Origin of the sequence: Streptomyces sp. MI02-7b, from assembly GCF_033793585.1 — a bacterium.
GTDB lineage: Bacteria > Actinomycetota > Actinomycetes > Streptomycetales > Streptomycetaceae > Actinacidiphila.
In genome coordinates, this window is record NZ_JARAWX010000019.1 from 33,798 (window position 1) to 49,198 (window position 15,401).

General features: G+C 71.9%; 17 protein-coding genes. 8 read left to right on the plus strand and 9 right to left on the minus strand.

What is annotated here, in order from left to right; all coding sequences use genetic code 11:
* Positions 1–90: 90 nt before the first annotated feature.
* Complete coding sequence (locus PV364_RS27880; protein WP_319663118.1) at positions 91–1,287, plus strand: ABC transporter permease; 1,197 nt, start codon at positions 91–93, stop codon at positions 1,285–1,287.
* 23 nt (positions 1,288–1,310) lie between these two features.
* Here the strand turns inward: PV364_RS27880 and PV364_RS27885 are convergent, their stop codons facing one another.
* On the minus strand, positions 1,311–1,520 hold the full coding sequence (locus PV364_RS27885; protein ID WP_319663119.1) for an SDR family oxidoreductase: 210 nt from the start codon (positions 1,518–1,520) through the stop codon (positions 1,311–1,313).
* A gap of 85 nt (positions 1,521–1,605) precedes the next feature.
* Here PV364_RS27885 and PV364_RS27890 point away from each other — a divergent pair, with 85 nt between their 5' ends.
* Positions 1,606–1,995: a hypothetical protein gene (locus PV364_RS27890; RefSeq protein WP_319663120.1), complete on the plus strand. Its 390-nt coding sequence runs from the start codon at positions 1,606–1,608 to the stop codon at positions 1,993–1,995.
* Between the two features lie 142 nt (positions 1,996–2,137).
* Here PV364_RS27890 and PV364_RS27895 read toward each other — a convergent pair whose 3' ends face one another.
* Together PV364_RS27895 and PV364_RS27905 are read right to left on the minus strand one after the other, a co-directional pair.
* The gene (locus tag PV364_RS27895) at positions 2,138–3,034 is read right to left on the minus strand and encodes an aminoglycoside phosphotransferase family protein (protein WP_319663121.1); all 897 of its coding nucleotides are present in this window, start codon (positions 3,032–3,034) and stop codon (positions 2,138–2,140) included.
* A 965-nt stretch (positions 3,035–3,999) separates the two neighbouring features.
* A complete protein-coding gene (locus tag PV364_RS27905; RefSeq protein ID WP_319663122.1) occupies positions 4,000–4,620 on the minus strand; it encodes an L-threonylcarbamoyladenylate synthase in 621 nt (206 codons plus the stop codon).
* Between the two features lie 540 nt (positions 4,621–5,160).
* On the opposite strand from PV364_RS27905, the gene PV364_RS27910 reads away from it, so the two are divergent.
* Both PV364_RS27910 and PV364_RS27915 read left to right on the plus strand, forming a co-directional pair.
* Complete coding sequence (locus PV364_RS27910) at positions 5,161–5,736, plus strand: helix-turn-helix domain-containing protein (RefSeq protein ID WP_319663264.1); 576 nt, start codon at positions 5,161–5,163, stop codon at positions 5,734–5,736.
* 37 nt (positions 5,737–5,773) lie between these two features.
* Positions 5,774–6,388, plus strand: coding sequence for a PadR family transcriptional regulator (locus PV364_RS27915; protein ID WP_319663123.1), 615 nt, complete (start codon positions 5,774–5,776; stop codon positions 6,386–6,388).
* A 68-nt stretch (positions 6,389–6,456) separates the two neighbouring features.
* Here the strand turns inward: PV364_RS27915 and PV364_RS27920 are convergent, their stop codons facing one another.
* The 3 genes from PV364_RS27920 to PV364_RS27930 all read right to left on the minus strand — a co-directional run bounded on the left by PV364_RS27920 (position 6,457) and on the right by PV364_RS27930 (position 9,477).
* Positions 6,457–7,506 (minus strand): alpha/beta hydrolase, encoded by a 1,050-nt coding sequence (locus tag PV364_RS27920; protein ID WP_319663125.1) that lies wholly within the window; start codon positions 7,504–7,506, stop codon positions 6,457–6,459.
* A gap of 245 nt (positions 7,507–7,751) precedes the next feature.
* On the minus strand, positions 7,752–8,786 hold the full coding sequence (locus PV364_RS27925) for a nitronate monooxygenase (protein WP_319663126.1): 1,035 nt from the start codon (positions 8,784–8,786) through the stop codon (positions 7,752–7,754).
* 73 nt (positions 8,787–8,859) lie between these two features.
* Positions 8,860–9,477, minus strand: a complete 618-nt coding sequence (locus PV364_RS27930) for a TetR/AcrR family transcriptional regulator (protein WP_319663127.1) — start codon at positions 9,475–9,477, stop codon at positions 8,860–8,862.
* A 210-nt stretch (positions 9,478–9,687) separates the two neighbouring features.
* Between PV364_RS27930 and PV364_RS27935 the strand changes: the two genes are divergently transcribed.
* The 4 genes from PV364_RS27935 (at position 9,688) to PV364_RS27950 (ending at position 12,673) form a co-directional block, all read left to right on the plus strand.
* A complete protein-coding gene (locus tag PV364_RS27935) occupies positions 9,688–10,068 on the plus strand; it encodes an SgcJ/EcaC family oxidoreductase (protein WP_319663128.1) in 381 nt (126 codons plus the stop codon).
* 46 nt (positions 10,069–10,114) lie between these two features.
* Positions 10,115–10,417 (plus strand): muconolactone Delta-isomerase family protein, encoded by a 303-nt coding sequence (locus PV364_RS27940; protein WP_319663129.1) that lies wholly within the window; start codon positions 10,115–10,117, stop codon positions 10,415–10,417.
* Positions 10,418–10,663: 246 nt separating this feature from the next.
* Positions 10,664–11,860 (plus strand): YbfB/YjiJ family MFS transporter, encoded by a 1,197-nt coding sequence (locus tag PV364_RS27945; protein WP_319663265.1) that lies wholly within the window; start codon positions 10,664–10,666, stop codon positions 11,858–11,860.
* 99 nt (positions 11,861–11,959) lie between these two features.
* A complete protein-coding gene (locus PV364_RS27950; RefSeq protein ID WP_319663266.1) occupies positions 11,960–12,673 on the plus strand; it encodes an SDR family NAD(P)-dependent oxidoreductase in 714 nt (237 codons plus the stop codon).
* Between the two features lie 254 nt (positions 12,674–12,927).
* On the opposite strand, the gene PV364_RS27955 is transcribed toward PV364_RS27950, so the two are convergent.
* The 3 genes from PV364_RS27955 to PV364_RS27965 all read right to left on the minus strand — a co-directional run bounded on the left by PV364_RS27955 (position 12,928) and on the right by PV364_RS27965 (position 15,284).
* Positions 12,928–13,626, minus strand: coding sequence for an SDR family oxidoreductase (locus PV364_RS27955; protein ID WP_319663130.1), 699 nt, complete (start codon positions 13,624–13,626; stop codon positions 12,928–12,930).
* Positions 13,627–13,915: 289 nt separating this feature from the next.
* Positions 13,916–14,524 carry an NAD(P)H:quinone oxidoreductase gene (gene wrbA, locus PV364_RS27960; RefSeq protein ID WP_319663131.1) on the minus strand — a complete coding sequence of 203 codons (609 nt, stop codon included), beginning with the start codon at positions 14,522–14,524 and terminating at the stop codon, positions 13,916–13,918.
* 301 nt (positions 14,525–14,825) lie between these two features.
* On the minus strand, positions 14,826–15,284 hold the full coding sequence (locus tag PV364_RS27965) for a helix-turn-helix domain-containing protein (protein WP_319663132.1): 459 nt from the start codon (positions 15,282–15,284) through the stop codon (positions 14,826–14,828).
* Between the last annotated feature and the right edge of the window lie 117 nt (positions 15,285–15,401).

Below are 15,401 nucleotides of genomic sequence, written 5' to 3' on the forward strand. Positions count from 1 at the left end.
TCCGCGGGCTCTCGGCACACCCCTCGGCCGGGAGGTGCGCGGCGTCGCGGAAGGAGCACGCGCGGTCGCCGGGGCATCGAGCGTCCCTGGATGGACTTCCGGGACCTGTGGACCGAGGCCCTGGCGGGGGTGCTCGCCCGTCCGATGCGCTCCGCCCTGACCACCCTGGGCACCGTTCTGGGCATCACCACCCTGGTCATCACCATCGGGGTCTCGGCCACGGCGGGCAACCAGATCGTGGGCCGCTTCGACGCCCTCACCGCCACCTCGGTCACCGTCGCCGTACCCCCGCCGCCTCCCTCGGCCGACCCCGTCCCGCTCGTGGACTGGTCGGGAGTCGACGCGGTCCGCCGGCTGGCCGGAGTCGTATCGGCCGCCGCGATCGCCGACTCCCAGGCCACCGCGAACGTCGAAGTGCGCGCGAACGACGTGGTGGCCCCCGGTGACCTCACCGGCCAGACCCTGGGCGTCCTCGCCGCGTCCCCCACGCTGCCCGCCGCCGTGCACGGCACCATGGCCGCCGGGCGCTTCTTCGACGCCGGGGACATCACCCGGCACGACCGGGTGGCGGTCCTCGGCGACCAGGCCGCACGACTGCTGGGCATCAGCTCGGTGCGCGACTCCCCGGCGGTCTTCCTCAAGGGCCAGGCCTACACCGTGATCGGCATCCTCGGCGGAGCCGAGCGCGAACAGCAGCTCGCCGCCTCGGTGATCCTGCCGCCCACGACGGCCGAGGACCAACTCGGCCTGGGATCGGTGACCCGGGTCCTGATCAACACCGCGCTCGGCGCGGCGCAGCAGGTCGCCCACCAGGCACCGATCGCGCTGGCCCCGGGATCCGAGGACGCCCTCTCGGTCACCGCGCCGCCCGACCCGGCGAAGGCACGCAAGGGAGTGCAGGGCGACGTCAACGGCCTGTTCCTGGTCCTCGGACTGGTCTCGCTGGTCGTCGGGGCCATCGGCATCGCCAACGTGACGCTGGTGACGGTCATGGAGCGGATCGGCGAGATCGGACTGCGCCGCGCCCTCGGCGCCTCACGACGGCAGATCGCCGGCCAGTTCCTGGTGGAGTCGACGACCATCGGCCTCCTCGGCGGCGTCATCGGCGCCGTCCTGGGCATGGTGGTCGTGGTGGCCGTCTCCGCCATCAGGGACTGGACCCCCGTCCTCGACGTACGCCTCGCCCTCGGGGCCCCGGTCGCCGGAGCCCTCGTCGGACTCCTGGCCGGCCTCTACCCGTCACTGCGGGCGTCCCGCATGGAACCCGTCGACGCCCTGCGCTCCTGAGGCCGGCCGGACCGGCCGCCGGCTCAGAAGCCGGCGGTCAGGCCGCCGTCGATGGCGAGAGCCGCGCCGGTGATGAACGGGCTCTCGTCGCTGAGCAGGAAGGCGGCGAACGCGGCGATCTCCGACTCGTCGGCGGCGCGGCCGGTCGGCTGCCGGCCGAGGAGGGCGCTCGCGGCCTCCGGGTTGCTCCTGGTGAATCCCTGCCACAGCGGGGTGTTGACCAGGCCTGTCACCAGGCGCGGCAGAGCCTGATACGCAATGATGCCGGTTCTGAGTGGAGGTCACACCATGAGCCGCACGGTGTTCATACTCCGGTTCGTGAACGGGGAGCCGGAACCTCTGGATGCCGAGGTCGTGCGGGAGGTGCTTGGACCGTACGTCGTGGCCGCCGACGAGGACTTCGGGGATGTGCTGATCCGGACCGCCGACGGCTACGAGGTCCAGGCGGACTTCAACGGTGTCTGCATCGCTGTCGGCCGTTTCCCGCCGGGGCAGTTCTTCGACATCGTGGCCGAACTGGTCGACCGACTCCGTGCCGCCGTCATCCTGACCGATCGTCCCCCGCTCTTGCGCGACGAAGCGGACCGGATCCATCTGCCCGGCGACGCGGAAGACGCCGTCGTCGTCGAGATCACAGGCGCGGCGATCGAGAACTTCGTCTCGGGAATCCCGACCCGTACCCGGTGCCGCCCGGGCCGACCGCGCTGAATGACCGTCACCTCATGGTCCGTGTCGCAGCCCATGTCGGTGCCGGTACTGACGACCCGCCTGTTCCCGCGTGCGCCAAGGCATGGCGGCAGGTCGTCACAGCGGCCCGGCCGGAGTCCCGCGGGCATCCCCCGGGCCGGCATCACTCCATCGACTCCAGAATGCGGTCGAGCGTCCGGCGCCCCATTCCGCTCATCGTCGGATTGCTCTCGACGTAGTACCAGACAACGCCCATCGCCTGTTGGAACGCCCAGGCCTTGCCGCGCTCCCACTCCAGATCGTCGCAGGCCAGCGTCTGTCGGAGCACTTCCCGCGGGCCCTGCTGCAAAAGGTGCCAGGCACTGACCAGATCCAGCGCGGGGTCGGCCGGGCCGAAGCCGCCGGTGTCCAGCACGCCACCGAGCCGGTCTCCCGCGACCAGGACATTGCCGGGAATCAAGTCGCCATGGCTCATCACGTCGGCACCCGTGCGTGGCAACTCCCGAAAGCGGCTCCACACCCGGCGCAACCGGGGCACGTCGAGCAGCCCCTCGCTCTCCTCGAAGCACTTCGCCATCCAGTCGTCGTGATGAGCGAGAACGCCGCCGCGGCCCCCGCCGCTGAAACGCCGCCCCAGCGTCTCGGCCTCCCGGAGAGCTGCGATGAAGGCCGCGAGGTCCTCGGCAAAAGCGTCCGACCCACCCGGGTCGGCATCAGAGGCAACCGTTCCCGGCAGCCATGTCTGGACCGACCACGGCATGGAATAACCCGCTCCGGGCTTTCCCAGGGCTACGGGCTCCGGGACGGGGAACCGGGACACCCGCGCCAGTTCCGCGCTCGCCCGGGCCTCCTGTTCCAGAACCGCCAGTGCCTCGGCGGCATCGGTGGGACGCAGGGGGAAGCGCGCGGAGAGGTCGTTCCCGATGCGGAAGACGGCGTTGACCGTCCCGGTCGACGACAGGAGTCGGATCGCCTTGCCGCTCCACTGGGGGAACTGTCCTCGGACCAGTGCCGCGACGGTTTCGGTGGTCACGACCACTTGGTCCTCGTGCATGGTCATTCGCGCAGGCCTTTCCACTGGTCCCGTTCGAGGCGCCGGAAGCGGACCGGATCAACTGGGACGACGACAGCCAGTATTCATGCGTTCGCGGCCGGATCAACGGGTATTTGCGGGTGCCCAGGTGTCCCCACCGCTCTGGTCGCCCCCGGTCGTCGGCATCCTCGAACCGGCTCACCGCACAGACTGAAGCGGAGCCGCTGGAGCCGGCAGCAGCCTGCCCAGCGGGCGATCGAGCGCGATGGCGACGCGATCGAGGCTGGCGCAAGCAGGGGCCCTGCCGAGGTGGCCGGTCTGCGGTGCCCCGGCCGGCCGGCCGGTGACCAGGTCCCACACCCGCACTGCCCCCTGCGGGGCCCGCACTCGGCCTGACCTCGTCGAGCGCATCGGGTAGGTGGGCGGATTGCTCGATGTCCGCACGGGTGTGCGCCGCGGGGATGTCGTCCTCGTCGTCGGTCGTTGTGCAGAAGGGGTCCGTTACCCGGTGGGTTGCGTCGCCCCAAGTGGGGTGACACAAAACTGCCTTGTCCCTGTTTCGGTGCCGCAAAAGGGCGTTGTCCCCACGTCGAAGGCCAGAACTACTTCATCCGCACCACCGTCACCTTCCTCGAGCACGGACTCGCGAACCGCTCACGAACCTAAACGCAACGGTGTTGCTCCCCAGATCGTCGGACGATCTTGCCGACTCGGTGGATCTGCCCTTGCGGCCATCGCCCTCAGTTGCGGACGCAGACCGTAGGCGTCCCGGGAGAGGAGCACGCCCGGACGCGGCTTGCCGTCCGCGGGGTGGGCGACGTACGCGTAGGCGGTGCCGTCCTCGGTCGTGATGGCGACGGCTGTTCCCTGTACGGCGGTCATGCTGAGAGGCCTCTTGAGGGATCAGCGGCGGGAGGCCGGCGCCCTCGGCACTGCATGTACGTTGCAAGCTGCCACGCAAGATCCCCACACTCGTGACCGGCCTCGCGGCCTCACTCGAACCGCGAGGTGTCTCCCGCGCCACGCCGTACGATCTCTGCCTCGCCGCCGGAGAAGTCGACCACCGTCGTCGGCTCGGTGCCGCAGTCCCCGGAGTCGACCACGGCGTCCACCACGTGATCGAGCCGGTCCTTGATCTCCCAGCCCTGGGTCATCGGCTCCTCCTCGTCCGGCAGCAGCAGTGTGCTGGACAGCAGCGGCTCGCCCATTTCGGCCAGCAGCGCCTGGGTGACCACATGGTCCGGGATGCGCACACCCACGGTCTTCTTCTTCGGGTGCAGCAGCTTGCGCGGCACCTCACGGGTGGCCGGGAGGATGAAGGTGTAGCTGCCGGGCGTGGACGCCTTCACGGCCCGGAACACGTCGTTGTCCACCTGCACGAACTGGCCCAACTGCGCGAAGTCCCGGCACATCAGCGTGAAGTGGTGCCGGTCGTCGAGGTGGCGGATCGAACGGATCCGGTCCATGCCGTCCCTGCTGCCCAGCCGGCAGCCCAGCGCGTAGCAGGAGTCGGTGGGGTATGCGATGAGCGCTCCCGACCGCACCGCGTCGGCGACCTGGGCGATGCTGCGCGGCTGGGGGTTCTCGGGGTGCACGTCGAAGTACTTCGCCATCTGCCGAGCTTATGCCCGTATCCGGGTGCCGCACTCGCGGGCGCCGGAGCCCCGCCGGAAGAACGCTCGGGAAATGCCGTGCGTACTTCGTGCTTCACGGGGCAACCGCACCGAGAGGCCCCCGGTGCCTTCCCCCCGCTCCGGGCGTGGCGTCTCCGCCGGCGGTCCCCCCAGACCGCCGGCGGAGCCAAGCTCCTCCGGGCGTCCCCGGGCCGCCCCCGCATCAAACGGCACGCCACCGCCATCCGCACCCGCGCTGTGCCTGGTCGCCGCCTGCTGAGCGGCGGCACGGGGGACGAGCTGCGGATTACCTCATTGACCATCTTGTCGATCCACAAGTGCGTTCTCAGCCCGGGTTCAGCTCTTTCTCCCGATGAGGAATCCCAGCGACGGGCGACGCTACTGAACTTGATTGAGTGATGTCGGGTTCGCCTCACGGTTGACAGGCGGCTGCGGAAGCCCTGGGGCGTGAAGTATGCACAGGGCGGCGGGTTGACCGACACGGGGAGGGTCGCACGGGAGCAGCTACGGCTGCAGGCCGTGGAACGCTTCCAAGCAGGGCAGAAGAACCCGGAGGTCGCCGCCGCGCTGCGGGTGAGCGAGCGGCCGGTGGAGCGATGGCGTCGAGCCTGGCGCGAGCGCGGCCAAGCCGGGGGGTGCTGCCGAAGGGCTCCCCGGTGCGGTCTCGGCTCAGCGAGGACCAGATCATCAGGCTGGTATGGGAGCTGGAGCGCGGTCCGCCGGCCCACGGGTGGGCGGTCGGCGGTGGACGCTCGCTCGGATCACTCTGGCCGACCGTACGACCCGTGCGCCTGCCCCTTGCGAACGGGCGCGGCCCCACAGCCGCCAGCTGATGCCGAGTGCCGGCAGGGCGAGGAGATCGCTGGGGTCGGACAGTATCCGGGATACCCCGGCTGCCAGGCTCCAGACCTGGGAGGCAAGGTCGGCGCCGGTGTCCGTGCATTTGACCAGGGTGAAACCGACTTGTCCCCCGTTTCGGTGTCACGAGAGGGCGTTGTCCCCACTTCGACGACCACCTGCCCGAGTTCGCTGTCAGCAGGACAGTCGTCCCCTTCCACCGGTCTTGTCAGGCGACACGTTCCGATATATCGTTGAGGCATCGCGACCGTTCAACGGTGGAAGGAGCGTCACCATGCGTTCCCATGGACATGGACACTTCGGGCCCGGCCATCACGGCCGTGGCAACCACGACGGCGAGGGGCGGCGGGCCGCGTTCGGCCCGTTCGGTCCGCCGTTCGGCGGGCCGGGACCATGGGGCCCCGGCCCGTGGCACGGGGGGCGGGGCGGAAGGGGCGGCCCGCGGGGGAGGGCGCGCCGCGGGGATGTCCGCGCGTCGATCCTCGCGCTGCTCGCGGACCGGCCGATGCACGGCTACGAGATGATCCGGGAGATCGCCGAGCGCAGCGGCGGCGCGTGGAAGCCGAGCCCCGGCTCGGTGTACCCGACGCTGCAGTTGCTGGAGGACGAGGGTCTGATCAGCAGTGAGTCGGAGGGCGGCAAGAAGCTCTTCACGCTCACCGAGGCCGGCCGCGCCGAGGCGGCGGAAGGACCGGACGCCCCCTGGGAGGAAGCCGGACGCGGCATCGACTGGGACGCCATGAACGAGATCCGCAAGGCGGGCGGCGGCCTGGTCGACGCCTTCCGGCAGGTCTGGGCGACCGGTACGCCCGAGCAGCGCGACAAGGCGCTGGCCGTGGTCAACGAAGCCCGGAAGAAGCTCTATCTGATCCTCGCCGACGAGGACTGACGCGTCCGGCGCGGCGCGAGGGGGCCCGGGACACGAGTGCCGGGCCCCCTCGCGCCGCGCCGGTAGCGTCAGAAGCCGTCGACGTCGACGACGGCCTGGGCGAAGGCCTCCGGGGCCTCCTGCGGCACGTTGTGGCCGATCCCCTTCAGCGTGCGGTGGGCGTACGGGCCGGCGAACTTGCCCCGGTAGGCCGCACCGTCGCCGGCCGGGGTGAAGGGGTCCGTCTCCCCGTCGAGGGTGATCGTGGGCACCGTGATGACGGGGCCGGCGGCGAGCCGCCGCTCGATGAGCTCGTAGCGGCTCTCACCCCTCGCCAGGCCCAGGCGCCAGCGGTAGTTGTGGATCACGATGGCGACGTAGTCCGGGTTCTCGAAGGACCTCGCGGTGCGTTCGAACGTCGCGTCGTCGAAGTTCCAGGTCGGGGAGTTGAACTGCCAGATCTGCCGCGCCAGGTCGTGCCGGTTCTGGTCGAGGCCGAGCCGGCCGCGCTCGGTGGCGAAGTAGTACTGGTACCACCACGCCCATTCCGCCTTCGGGGGCAGTGGGGTCTTGTTGGCCTCGCGGTTGGTGATCAGGTAGCCGGTGACGGAGACCAGGGCCTTGCAGCGATCGGGCCGGAGCGCCGCGATGATGTCGGCGGTGCGCGACCCCCAGTCGTAGCCGGCGAGGATCGCCTTCTCGATCCTCAGCGCGTCCATGAGGGCGATGATGTCCTGGGCTATGGCGGCCTGTTCGGCGTTCCGGAAGGCGCGGCCGGACAGGAAGCGGGTCGTGCCGTGGCCGCGCAGGTGCGGCACGATCACCCGGTAGCCCTCGGCCGCGAGCAGCGGCGCGACGTCGACGTAGCTGTGGATGTCGTACGGCCAGCCGTGCAGGAGGACGACCGCGGGGCCGTCGGCCGGGCCGGCCTCGGCGTAGCCGATGTTCAGGACGCCGGCGTCGATCTGCTGCAGCGGTCCGAAGGACGTGCGGGTGCCCCGCTCGGTACGGGGCGCGGCTTCCGGCCGTCCTGGCGTCGCGGCGGAGGCCGCCGCCGTGGGGAGTCCCGGCACGCCGGTCAGTGAGACCGCCGCCGCTCCGGTGCCGAAGACCTTGCCGAAAGTGCGCCTGTCGATCATGTGGAACCTTCCTTCACATCTGCGTGCCGGCGACGGAGGGACACCGCGCTCACGACGCCGCCGTGCTTCGCCGTAACCCTTGCACGAGCAAGAGTCACCGGTCAAGACGGTGACGAAATGAGGGCGTACGAAGGCTGGTCCGGGGGGCCGGAATTCTGCGCGAAGGTGCGCGTGGGAAAGGGTCCTGACGGCGAGTCGGGGAATCGGGCCACGACCCGGGGGCCGGGGCGGGCCCGACCTGCCGCTCAGCGTGCCGAGGCGAGCCTGCGCAGGATCCGCCCGGCCGGCTCGGCGGTGGCCTCGCGGTAGCCGGTGCCGGCCCACAGGTTGATCAGCTCGGGGTCGCCCGCGGCGGCCGCGGCCTTGCGCATCGGGCTCGTCAGGTGGTGCAGCGCGGGGTAGCCCAGAGGGGCGGCGCCGCTGTGCCGTTCGGTGAACCCGTTGCGCAGCGCGCGGGCGGGACGGCCGGTGAACGCCCGTGTCACCACGGTCCCTTCCCGTGCCGGGTCGGTGAGTGCGGCCCGGTGGGGGCGAGAGGTGCCGGCCTCGTCGGCCAGTAGCAGGGCGGTGCCGACCATGACCGCCCCGGCTCCGGCCCGCAGTGCCTCGGCCACGCTCTCCGGGGTCGCCGCGCCACCGGCCGCGACGATCGGCAGGGACACCGTGCGCCGCACCTCGGCGACCAGGTCGGGCAGGGAGACGGGGTCCGGGACGCGCTGCGGGGTGAGTGTGCCGGAATGCCCCCCCGCGGCCGATGCCTGCACGGCCAGTACGTCCGCGCCGGCCTCGGCGGCCAGGCGGGCCTCCGCCGGCGAGGTGACCGTCTGGACGACCAGGGTTCCGGCTGCGCGCAGCGCGGCGACCACCGGTGCGTCGGGCACGCCGAACGTGAAGCTGACCACCGCGACGGGGTCGGACAGCAGCAGCTCGATCTTCTGTGTCCACTGGTCGTCGTCCTCGACGACCCCGGCCGCCAGGACGTCGATGCCGTGGGCCCGGGCGTCGGGGGCGACCGCCCGGGCGTAGCGGTCGAAGGCCTCCCGGTCGACCGGGACGGGGTTCGGCGCGAAGAGGTTGACCCCGAAGCCCACGCCCGTCGAACGGACCTCGGCGATCTGCCCGGCCAGCGCCTCCGCGGTGCGGTAGCCGCCGGGGAGGAAGCCGAGGCTGCCGGCGCGGGCCGCCGCGACGACCAGCGCGGGCGTGGTGGGACCGCCGGCCATGGGTGCGGCGAGGACCGGGATGCTCGCACCCAGGGCGGTCAGGGGGGAGTCGGGCATGTTCTCTTCCTCTTGCGGGGGCGGCGTCGGGCCGGGGTGGGCAGGCCGGCGGATCTTCGCGCGGCCGCCGTCGTCAGGCCGCGGCAGGCACCTGCGGAGAGCGGGCGCCGAGGAGCGCGAGGCAGTTGGGCCACAGCACGGCGAGCGAGGAGGTGTTGTTGTAGAGCTTGGCGAAGAGCACCTGGCCCTCCAGCTGCGCGACCACGGAACGGGCCGCCTCGTGGGTGTCGGCGACGCCGACCTCGCCGCGCCCGCGGGCCTCGGTGACGACCGCCTCGACCATCGTGACCTGGGCGTCGAAGATCTCCTGCAGGCGCCCGCGGATCGCCTCGGTCTGGTTGCTCATCTCCAGGGTGAGGTTCCCGAACATGCAGCCCGAGACCGTACCGCAGCTCTGCTGCCCGGCCCGCTGTCCCGCTTCCGTCTCCTCGAAGAGCTGCCGCAGCCGCTCCAGCGGAGGCGCGTCGCCGGTCAGGACGCGGGTCCAGTCGCCGCGCTGGATCGCCCAGTGCTCGTCGATCACGGCGAGGGCGAGCGCCTCTTTGGACTCGAAGAAGTAGTAGAAACTGCCCTTGGGCACCCCGGCCGTCTTGCAGATCTCGGCCACGCCCAGGGCCGAGTAGCCCCGCAACTCGATGAGCGATTGCGCCGCTGTGAGGATCTTCTCTCTGGCATCACTGGTCCGTCCCATGTTTGCCAGTATACGACCGCTCGACTACGGTTTACTAGACCGGTCGGCTATCAGCTCGCCCGCACCGGCCCGACAGCTTCCGGCGCGGCCGCCCGCGCGAGGCGCGGCGTCCGGTCCGGCAGGCCGACGCCCGATCGCGTTCCGGGCCGCGTCCGCCCCCGCCCGGGAGGGCGCGGTCGCCCTTCCGTCGTCCCCGAGGAGACCCGCACCGTGACCGCCGACACCGAGACCCACCCCATGCACGACATGCTGAGCCGTTGGAAGACCGCCTTCGACACCCAGCAACTCGACGCCATGGCTGACCTGTTCACGTCCGACGCCCTGTTCCAGGGATTCGGGCCCGAGGTTCTCTCCGGGCGCGAGGCCGTCCGCGACTACTACGCGGCCGTGCCCGACTACCGCAGGGCCCACGTGGGGCAGGTGCACACCTACGAGATCGGCGATGCGACGGCCGGCGGGTTCGCCGACGTCACGTTCCGGGACCCGTCGGGCTGGGAGGCCGCGGTGCACCTGTCCCTGGTCCTGCAGCGCGAGGGCGGTGCGTGGCGCATCCGTCAGTACCACGTCTCGCGCGTCGCCACCGATCACTGACGGCTCCACGCGACCCTCATCACCACTACTCACGAGAGGCAGGACCATGAAGGAGTTCCTGGTCGAGCTCACGACCACCGTTCCCGAGGGAACCGACCCGGCCGAGGTGGACCGGCGGCGCGCGGCCGAGGCCGTACGCGCCGCGGAACTGGCCGCGACCGGCCACCTGGTCAGACTGTGGCGCCCGGTCGGCGAACTGCGCAGCATCGGGCTGTGGTGCGCGGACGACGAGGCCGACCTCCGTGAGAACGTCCTCGGCACGCTGCCGCTCGCGCCCTGGATGACGCCCGTGATCACCGCGCTCCAGGCGCACCCCAACGACCCCGGCCGGAACGCCGCCGCGGGCTGATCGCGCCTTCCGTCCCCCCACCCGTCGCTCCACGCCGCCGTTCCCCGCGCCGGCCACGTCCGTCCCGTCATGGCCGGCGCGGGGAGCGGTCCGCGGTGCGCCCTGGAGCGGTCCCACCCGAGGGCATCTGTCATGTACCAGTCCATCCGACGCGAGTCCCCCCGCCGCCCGGCCGCCGCACCCGGCGAGGCGTTCCGCTCACCCTGGGCCCATGTGCTCGGCGCGGCCGCCGCGCTGGCCGCCGCCATGGGGGTCGGCCGCTTCGTCTACACCCCGATCCTTCCCCTGATGCAGACCCAGGCGGGCCTGACCGCCGCCGCGGGCGCGCATGTGGCCACCGCCAACTACGTCGGATACCTCGTGGGTGCCCTCGCGGGCATCGGCCTGCCGCGCCTGCTGCGCTCCTCCGCCGTACTGCGTGGATGCCTGACGGTCCTCGTCGTGAGCCTCGCCCTGATGCCGGTGACACACGCCACCGGGGTGTGGCTGGTGCTGCGACTGGTGGCGGGCGTCGCCAGCGCGCTGGTCTTCGTCATCGCCGTCAACTCCCTCCACGGCCACCTGCGCGAGCATCCCGCGCACCTGTCCGGCTGGGCCTTCGGCGGCGTCGGTGCCGGTATCGCGCTCTCCGGGCTGCTCGTCGTCGCGCTGCGCGGCGTGGGTGACCTGGGTGACTGGCGGGCCGCATGGTGGGTGTCCGCCGCTCTGGCGGCGGCGCTGTCGGTACCGGCGTGGGCCATGCGTCCGGAGCCGGTGCCGGGGCCGCCTTCCGGGTCCGCGTCCGGGGCGGCCGCGTCCGCGGACGCCCCCGGGGCGCGACGGCGGCCGACGGGAGTACGCGGGCACCGCTGGTTCGCCGCCCTTTTCGTGTCGTACACCCTGGAGGGCGTCGGCTACATCATCGCCGGCACCTTCCTGGTGGCGGCCGTCGACCAGGGTTCGCCCGGCCGGCTCGGCAGCGGCGCCTGGGTCCTGGTGGGCCTGGCGGCCGTCCCGTCCTCCGCGTTCTGGGCGGGGCTGGGGCGGCGCTGGTCCCGTCCGGGTCTTCTGCCGGCCGCGCTGGTCGTCCAGGCCGTCGGGATCGCGCTGCCGGCGCTGGTCGGCGGTGTGGCGGCGGTGCTCGTCTCGGCGGTGCTCTTCGGGGCGACCTTCCTCGGTGTCAGTTCGCTGGCCCTGGCGACCGGGACGCATCTGCGGTTCCCCCGTGCCGTGGCGCTGCTCACCGCCGGGTACTCGGTGGGTCAGATCCTCGGGCCGCTGGCCGCCGCGCCGCTGCTGCACCACGGCTATCACCGGGCGCTGGTCCTGGCAGCCCTCGTGGTGCTGGCGGCCGCCGCGGCGGCTCTCGTGCTGCGCATCGGGTTCCCGCACGACGCGTACCCGGACGGCGCTGACAGCGCTGACGGCGCCCGCGGTCGTCGGCAGGCGGGCGTCACCGGGTGACCATCGGCCCTTTACTGTTGTCGACCGGTCGTCTACTTTGGTGACGGCCGGTCGTTCAGTACCGGTTCGTCCATGTCTCCCACCGTGGAAGAGGGCATCATGAGCAACCAGGGCCAGAAGGTCGCGGTCATCACCGGCGCCTCGCAGGGGATCGGCGCGGGCCTCGTCGACGGTTACCGCAAGCTCGGGTACGCCGTCGTCGCCACCTCGCGGAACATCGCCGGGTCCAGCGACCCGGAGATCGTCACCGTCCAGGGCGACATCGCGGTCCGCGACACCGCCGACCGCGTGATCGCCGCTGCCATGGAGCGGTTCGGCCGCATCGACACCCTGGTCAACAACGCGGGGATCTTCGTCGCCAAGTCCTTCACCGAGTACACCGAGGACGAGTACGACGCGGTGCTCGGCGTCAACGTGGACGGCTTCTTCCGGATCACCCAGCTCGCCGTCGAGCGCATGCTGGAGCAGGGCGGCGGCCACGTCGTCCAGATCACCAGCACCCTGGCCGACCAGGCGAACTCGAACGTGCCCTCCGTGCTGGCCGCGCTGACCAAGGGCGGCCTGCAGTCCGCCACCAAGGCGCTGGCCATCGAGTACGCGACGCGCGGCGTCCGCAGCAACGCCGTCTCCCTCGGCACGATCAGGACCCCGATGCACTCCGAGGAGCACCACCAGGCCCTCGCCGGACTGCAGCCGGTGGGCCGGCTGGGCGAGGTGGACGACATCGTCGACGCGGTGGTCTACCTGGAGAACGCCCCGTTCGTGACCGGTGTCATCCTCCACGTCGACGGCGGTCAGAGCGCCGGTCACTGAGCCGCCCGGGACCGCGCCGTCCGCAACGGGGAGTGCGCCGCGCCCCTCGCCGCGGACGGCGCCCGGCGTCCCACCGCCCGCGCCGTACCCCTGCGGCCCGCGGCGGGACGTCACGTCGTGGCAGGCGGACTGCGCCTGCACGGCGCGACGCCCGGGCCCCCGTCCCGCGGTTGCGCTCGAGAACTCCGGCTATTGGCACGGACGTTCAGCGAGGCGGGCTCGATGCCCCGCCGGGCGCGGACGGCCGTGCCGCGTCAGCTGACGTGGGCGGTGCCCACCGGCTGCGACAGGGCGGCCTTGGCGAGCCGGGTCTGCTCGTCGGCGAGGACCTCGGACAGGTCCGCGGCCAGGGCGTCCATGGTCATCTCGGCCACGGAGGCGGCGCTGATCTTCGGCGCGTCCGTCCAGGCGCTGAGATCCGTGTCGACGAAACCCGAGTGCACGCCGACGACCAGGGTCCCCTGTGCCGCCAGCCCTTGCCGCAGTGCGTCCGTCAGCGACCACTGCGCCGCCTTCGAGGCCGCGTAGCCCGGGAAGGCCGCCTGCCCCACCCACGAGGCCAGCGACAGCATGTTCACCACGGCGCCTCCGCCGTTGCGGGCCAGGATCGGGGCGAACGCCCGGGAGACGCTCCAGGTGCCGAAGTAGTTGACCTCCATCGCCTGGCGCGGGCCGTCGAGGGGGCCTTCGAGCAGGCTGGCCGTGGCGCCGCCGATTCCCGCGTTGTTGACCAGGATGTTCACGTCGCCGGCGACGGCGGCGGCCGCCGCGACCTGCTCGGGGTCGGTGACGTCCAGGCGCAGGGGGACGAAGTCCTGGTCGACGACGCTCTCCGGATCGCGGACACCGGCGTAGACCTTTGCTGCGCCGCGGTCGAGCAGCGCGCGGGCGAACGCGCGGCCGATGCCGCGATTGGCGCCGGTCACCAGGGCGACCGAACCTTCGATGTTCATGGGGCTTCCTTTGCGACGAGCACACGCCCGGGGGAGCGCGGCCCGGCGGTTCGCGGCCGCCGCCGCGCCACCCGGTACGGCCGCGGTGGCATCGAATCCCCCTCGGGAGGTCCCGACGGGTCCGATCGCAGGCGCGAACGCACCTGGTCGTGCCAGGCTATGCATCTAACTTTAGTTACGCAAGTCAGGCCGGATACGCCGGCCAGCGGTCGGCCGGCGCCGCCTTCGGGGTGGCGCCGGCCGGGATGCTCTGGGTGCGGTGCGCGGTAAGCGCGGTCCCGCCGGGGTGTCAGGCCGCCTTGATCCGCTCGGCGAGCCGCACGACGCGCTCGGCCTGGATGCGGGCGGCCGTGCGCGTGGTGTCGTCGATGGGGTTGGTGCCCTGGCCGTCCACGTGCGAGGTGCCGTAGGGGTTGCCGTCGACGAACTTGGCCGGGTCGGTGAAGCCGGGGGTGACCGTGACGCCGCCGAAGTGGTGGATGGAGTTGTAGAGCGCCAGCAGCGTCGATTCCTGGCCGGCGTGGGCGGTCGCGCTGGAGACGAAGCCGCTGTAGACCTTGTCGGCCAGCTTGCCCTGGGCCCACAGGCCGCCGAGGGTGTCGATGAACTGCTTGAGCTGCGAGGACACGTTGCCGAAGCGGGTCGGCGTGCCGAAGATGACGGCGTCGGCCCACTCGACGTCCTCCGGGGTGGCGTGCGGGACGCCGGAGGTGGCCGCGTGGTTGGCGGCCCAGGCGGGATTGCTGTCGATGGCGGACTGCGGGGCCAGCTCGGCGGCCTTGACGAGGCGGACCTCGGCGCCGGTCTTGAGGGCGGCGTCGTACAGCTCCCTGGCGATCTCGGTGATGGTGCCGGTGGAGGAGTAGTAGACGATCGCGAGCTTCACGGGGGTGGCCACAGGGGTGCTCCGATTTTCTTGTGCGGGGTTGAGGGGTGGCGGCCGAGTCGCTAGCCGACCGGTCGCCTATTCGAAGGTAGATGACCGGTCGACAAGTGTCAAAGGGTGGGGAGAAGCATCGTGGGGGTGGTGTGTTGTGCGGCGAATGCGCAGGTCGGAGCCGGTGGACGGCCCCGGGGCGGCCCAGGGGAGACGGCGGTCCTGGGTGTGCGTATCCTCACGCCCGGACGGCCGGCCGCTCAGGGTCGTCCGGCCCTGACTCGTCCCGGAGGGCAAGCGGTCGGCATGGGGAGGGCCTGCGTCAGGCTCCGGCGCTCTGGTCCCTGAGCATGGCCACATCGGCGCCGGGCACCTCGTGGCCGTTCTCGTCGAGGAAGCCGACGCGGACCGGGCGGCTGGTGGAAAGCGTCCGCCGGTCCGCGGAGGGGCCCGAAGGACGGGGGCGGTGGTGGTCGCCCCACTGCTGGAGTGCTGCCAGGACCAGTTGCAGGTCCTGTCCCGCCTCGGTGAGGTGGTAGCTCTGCCGGGGCCTGCTGCCGGGCTCCTGGTACGTGCGGGTGCACAGCACGCCGGAGTCGACGAGGAGCTTGAGCCGGGCGCTGAGCAGGTTGGGCGCGACGCCGAGCGAGGTCTGGATCTCGGCGAACCGGTGCCGGCCGGCGAAGATGTCGCGCAGCACCAGCAGTGACCAGCGTTCCCCGAGGATCTGCAGGCTCCGCTCGATGGAGCAGGTCGGCTCGTCCTCCGTGGGGCCCGACACCTGCCTTCCGGACGGCACTGGTACCTCCCGCGTCGTCTCCGCCCGTGCGCGTTGGTCGCGGCACGCTTGCCGTCTCAGTCTACGCCTGAGTATCCTCCCGCAACCCAGGGGTGGAAG

Coding starts and splice junctions, on each gene's coding strand:
- PV364_RS27880 (WP_319663118.1), top strand. CDS start 91: ATGGACTTCCGGGACCTGTGGACCGAGGCCCTGGCGGGGGTGCTCGCC.
- PV364_RS27895 (WP_319663121.1), bottom strand. CDS start 3,034: ATGACCATGCACGAGGACCAAGTGGTCGTGACCACCGAAACCGTCGCG.
- PV364_RS27905 (WP_319663122.1), bottom strand. CDS start 4,620: ATGGCGAAGTACTTCGACGTGCACCCCGAGAACCCCCAGCCGCGCAGC.
- PV364_RS27915 (WP_319663123.1), top strand. CDS start 5,774: ATGCGTTCCCATGGACATGGACACTTCGGGCCCGGCCATCACGGCCGT.
- PV364_RS27920 (WP_319663125.1), bottom strand. CDS start 7,506: ATGATCGACAGGCGCACTTTCGGCAAGGTCTTCGGCACCGGAGCGGCG.
- PV364_RS27925 (WP_319663126.1), bottom strand. CDS start 8,786: ATGCCCGACTCCCCCCTGACCGCCCTGGGTGCGAGCATCCCGGTCCTC.
- PV364_RS27930 (WP_319663127.1), bottom strand. CDS start 9,477: ATGGGACGGACCAGTGATGCCAGAGAGAAGATCCTCACAGCGGCGCAA.
- PV364_RS27940 (WP_319663129.1), top strand. CDS start 10,115: ATGAAGGAGTTCCTGGTCGAGCTCACGACCACCGTTCCCGAGGGAACC.
- PV364_RS27945 (WP_319663265.1), top strand. CDS start 10,664: ATGGGGGTCGGCCGCTTCGTCTACACCCCGATCCTTCCCCTGATGCAG.
- PV364_RS27950 (WP_319663266.1), top strand. CDS start 11,960: ATGAGCAACCAGGGCCAGAAGGTCGCGGTCATCACCGGCGCCTCGCAG.
- PV364_RS27955 (WP_319663130.1), bottom strand. CDS start 13,626: ATGAACATCGAAGGTTCGGTCGCCCTGGTGACCGGCGCCAATCGCGGC.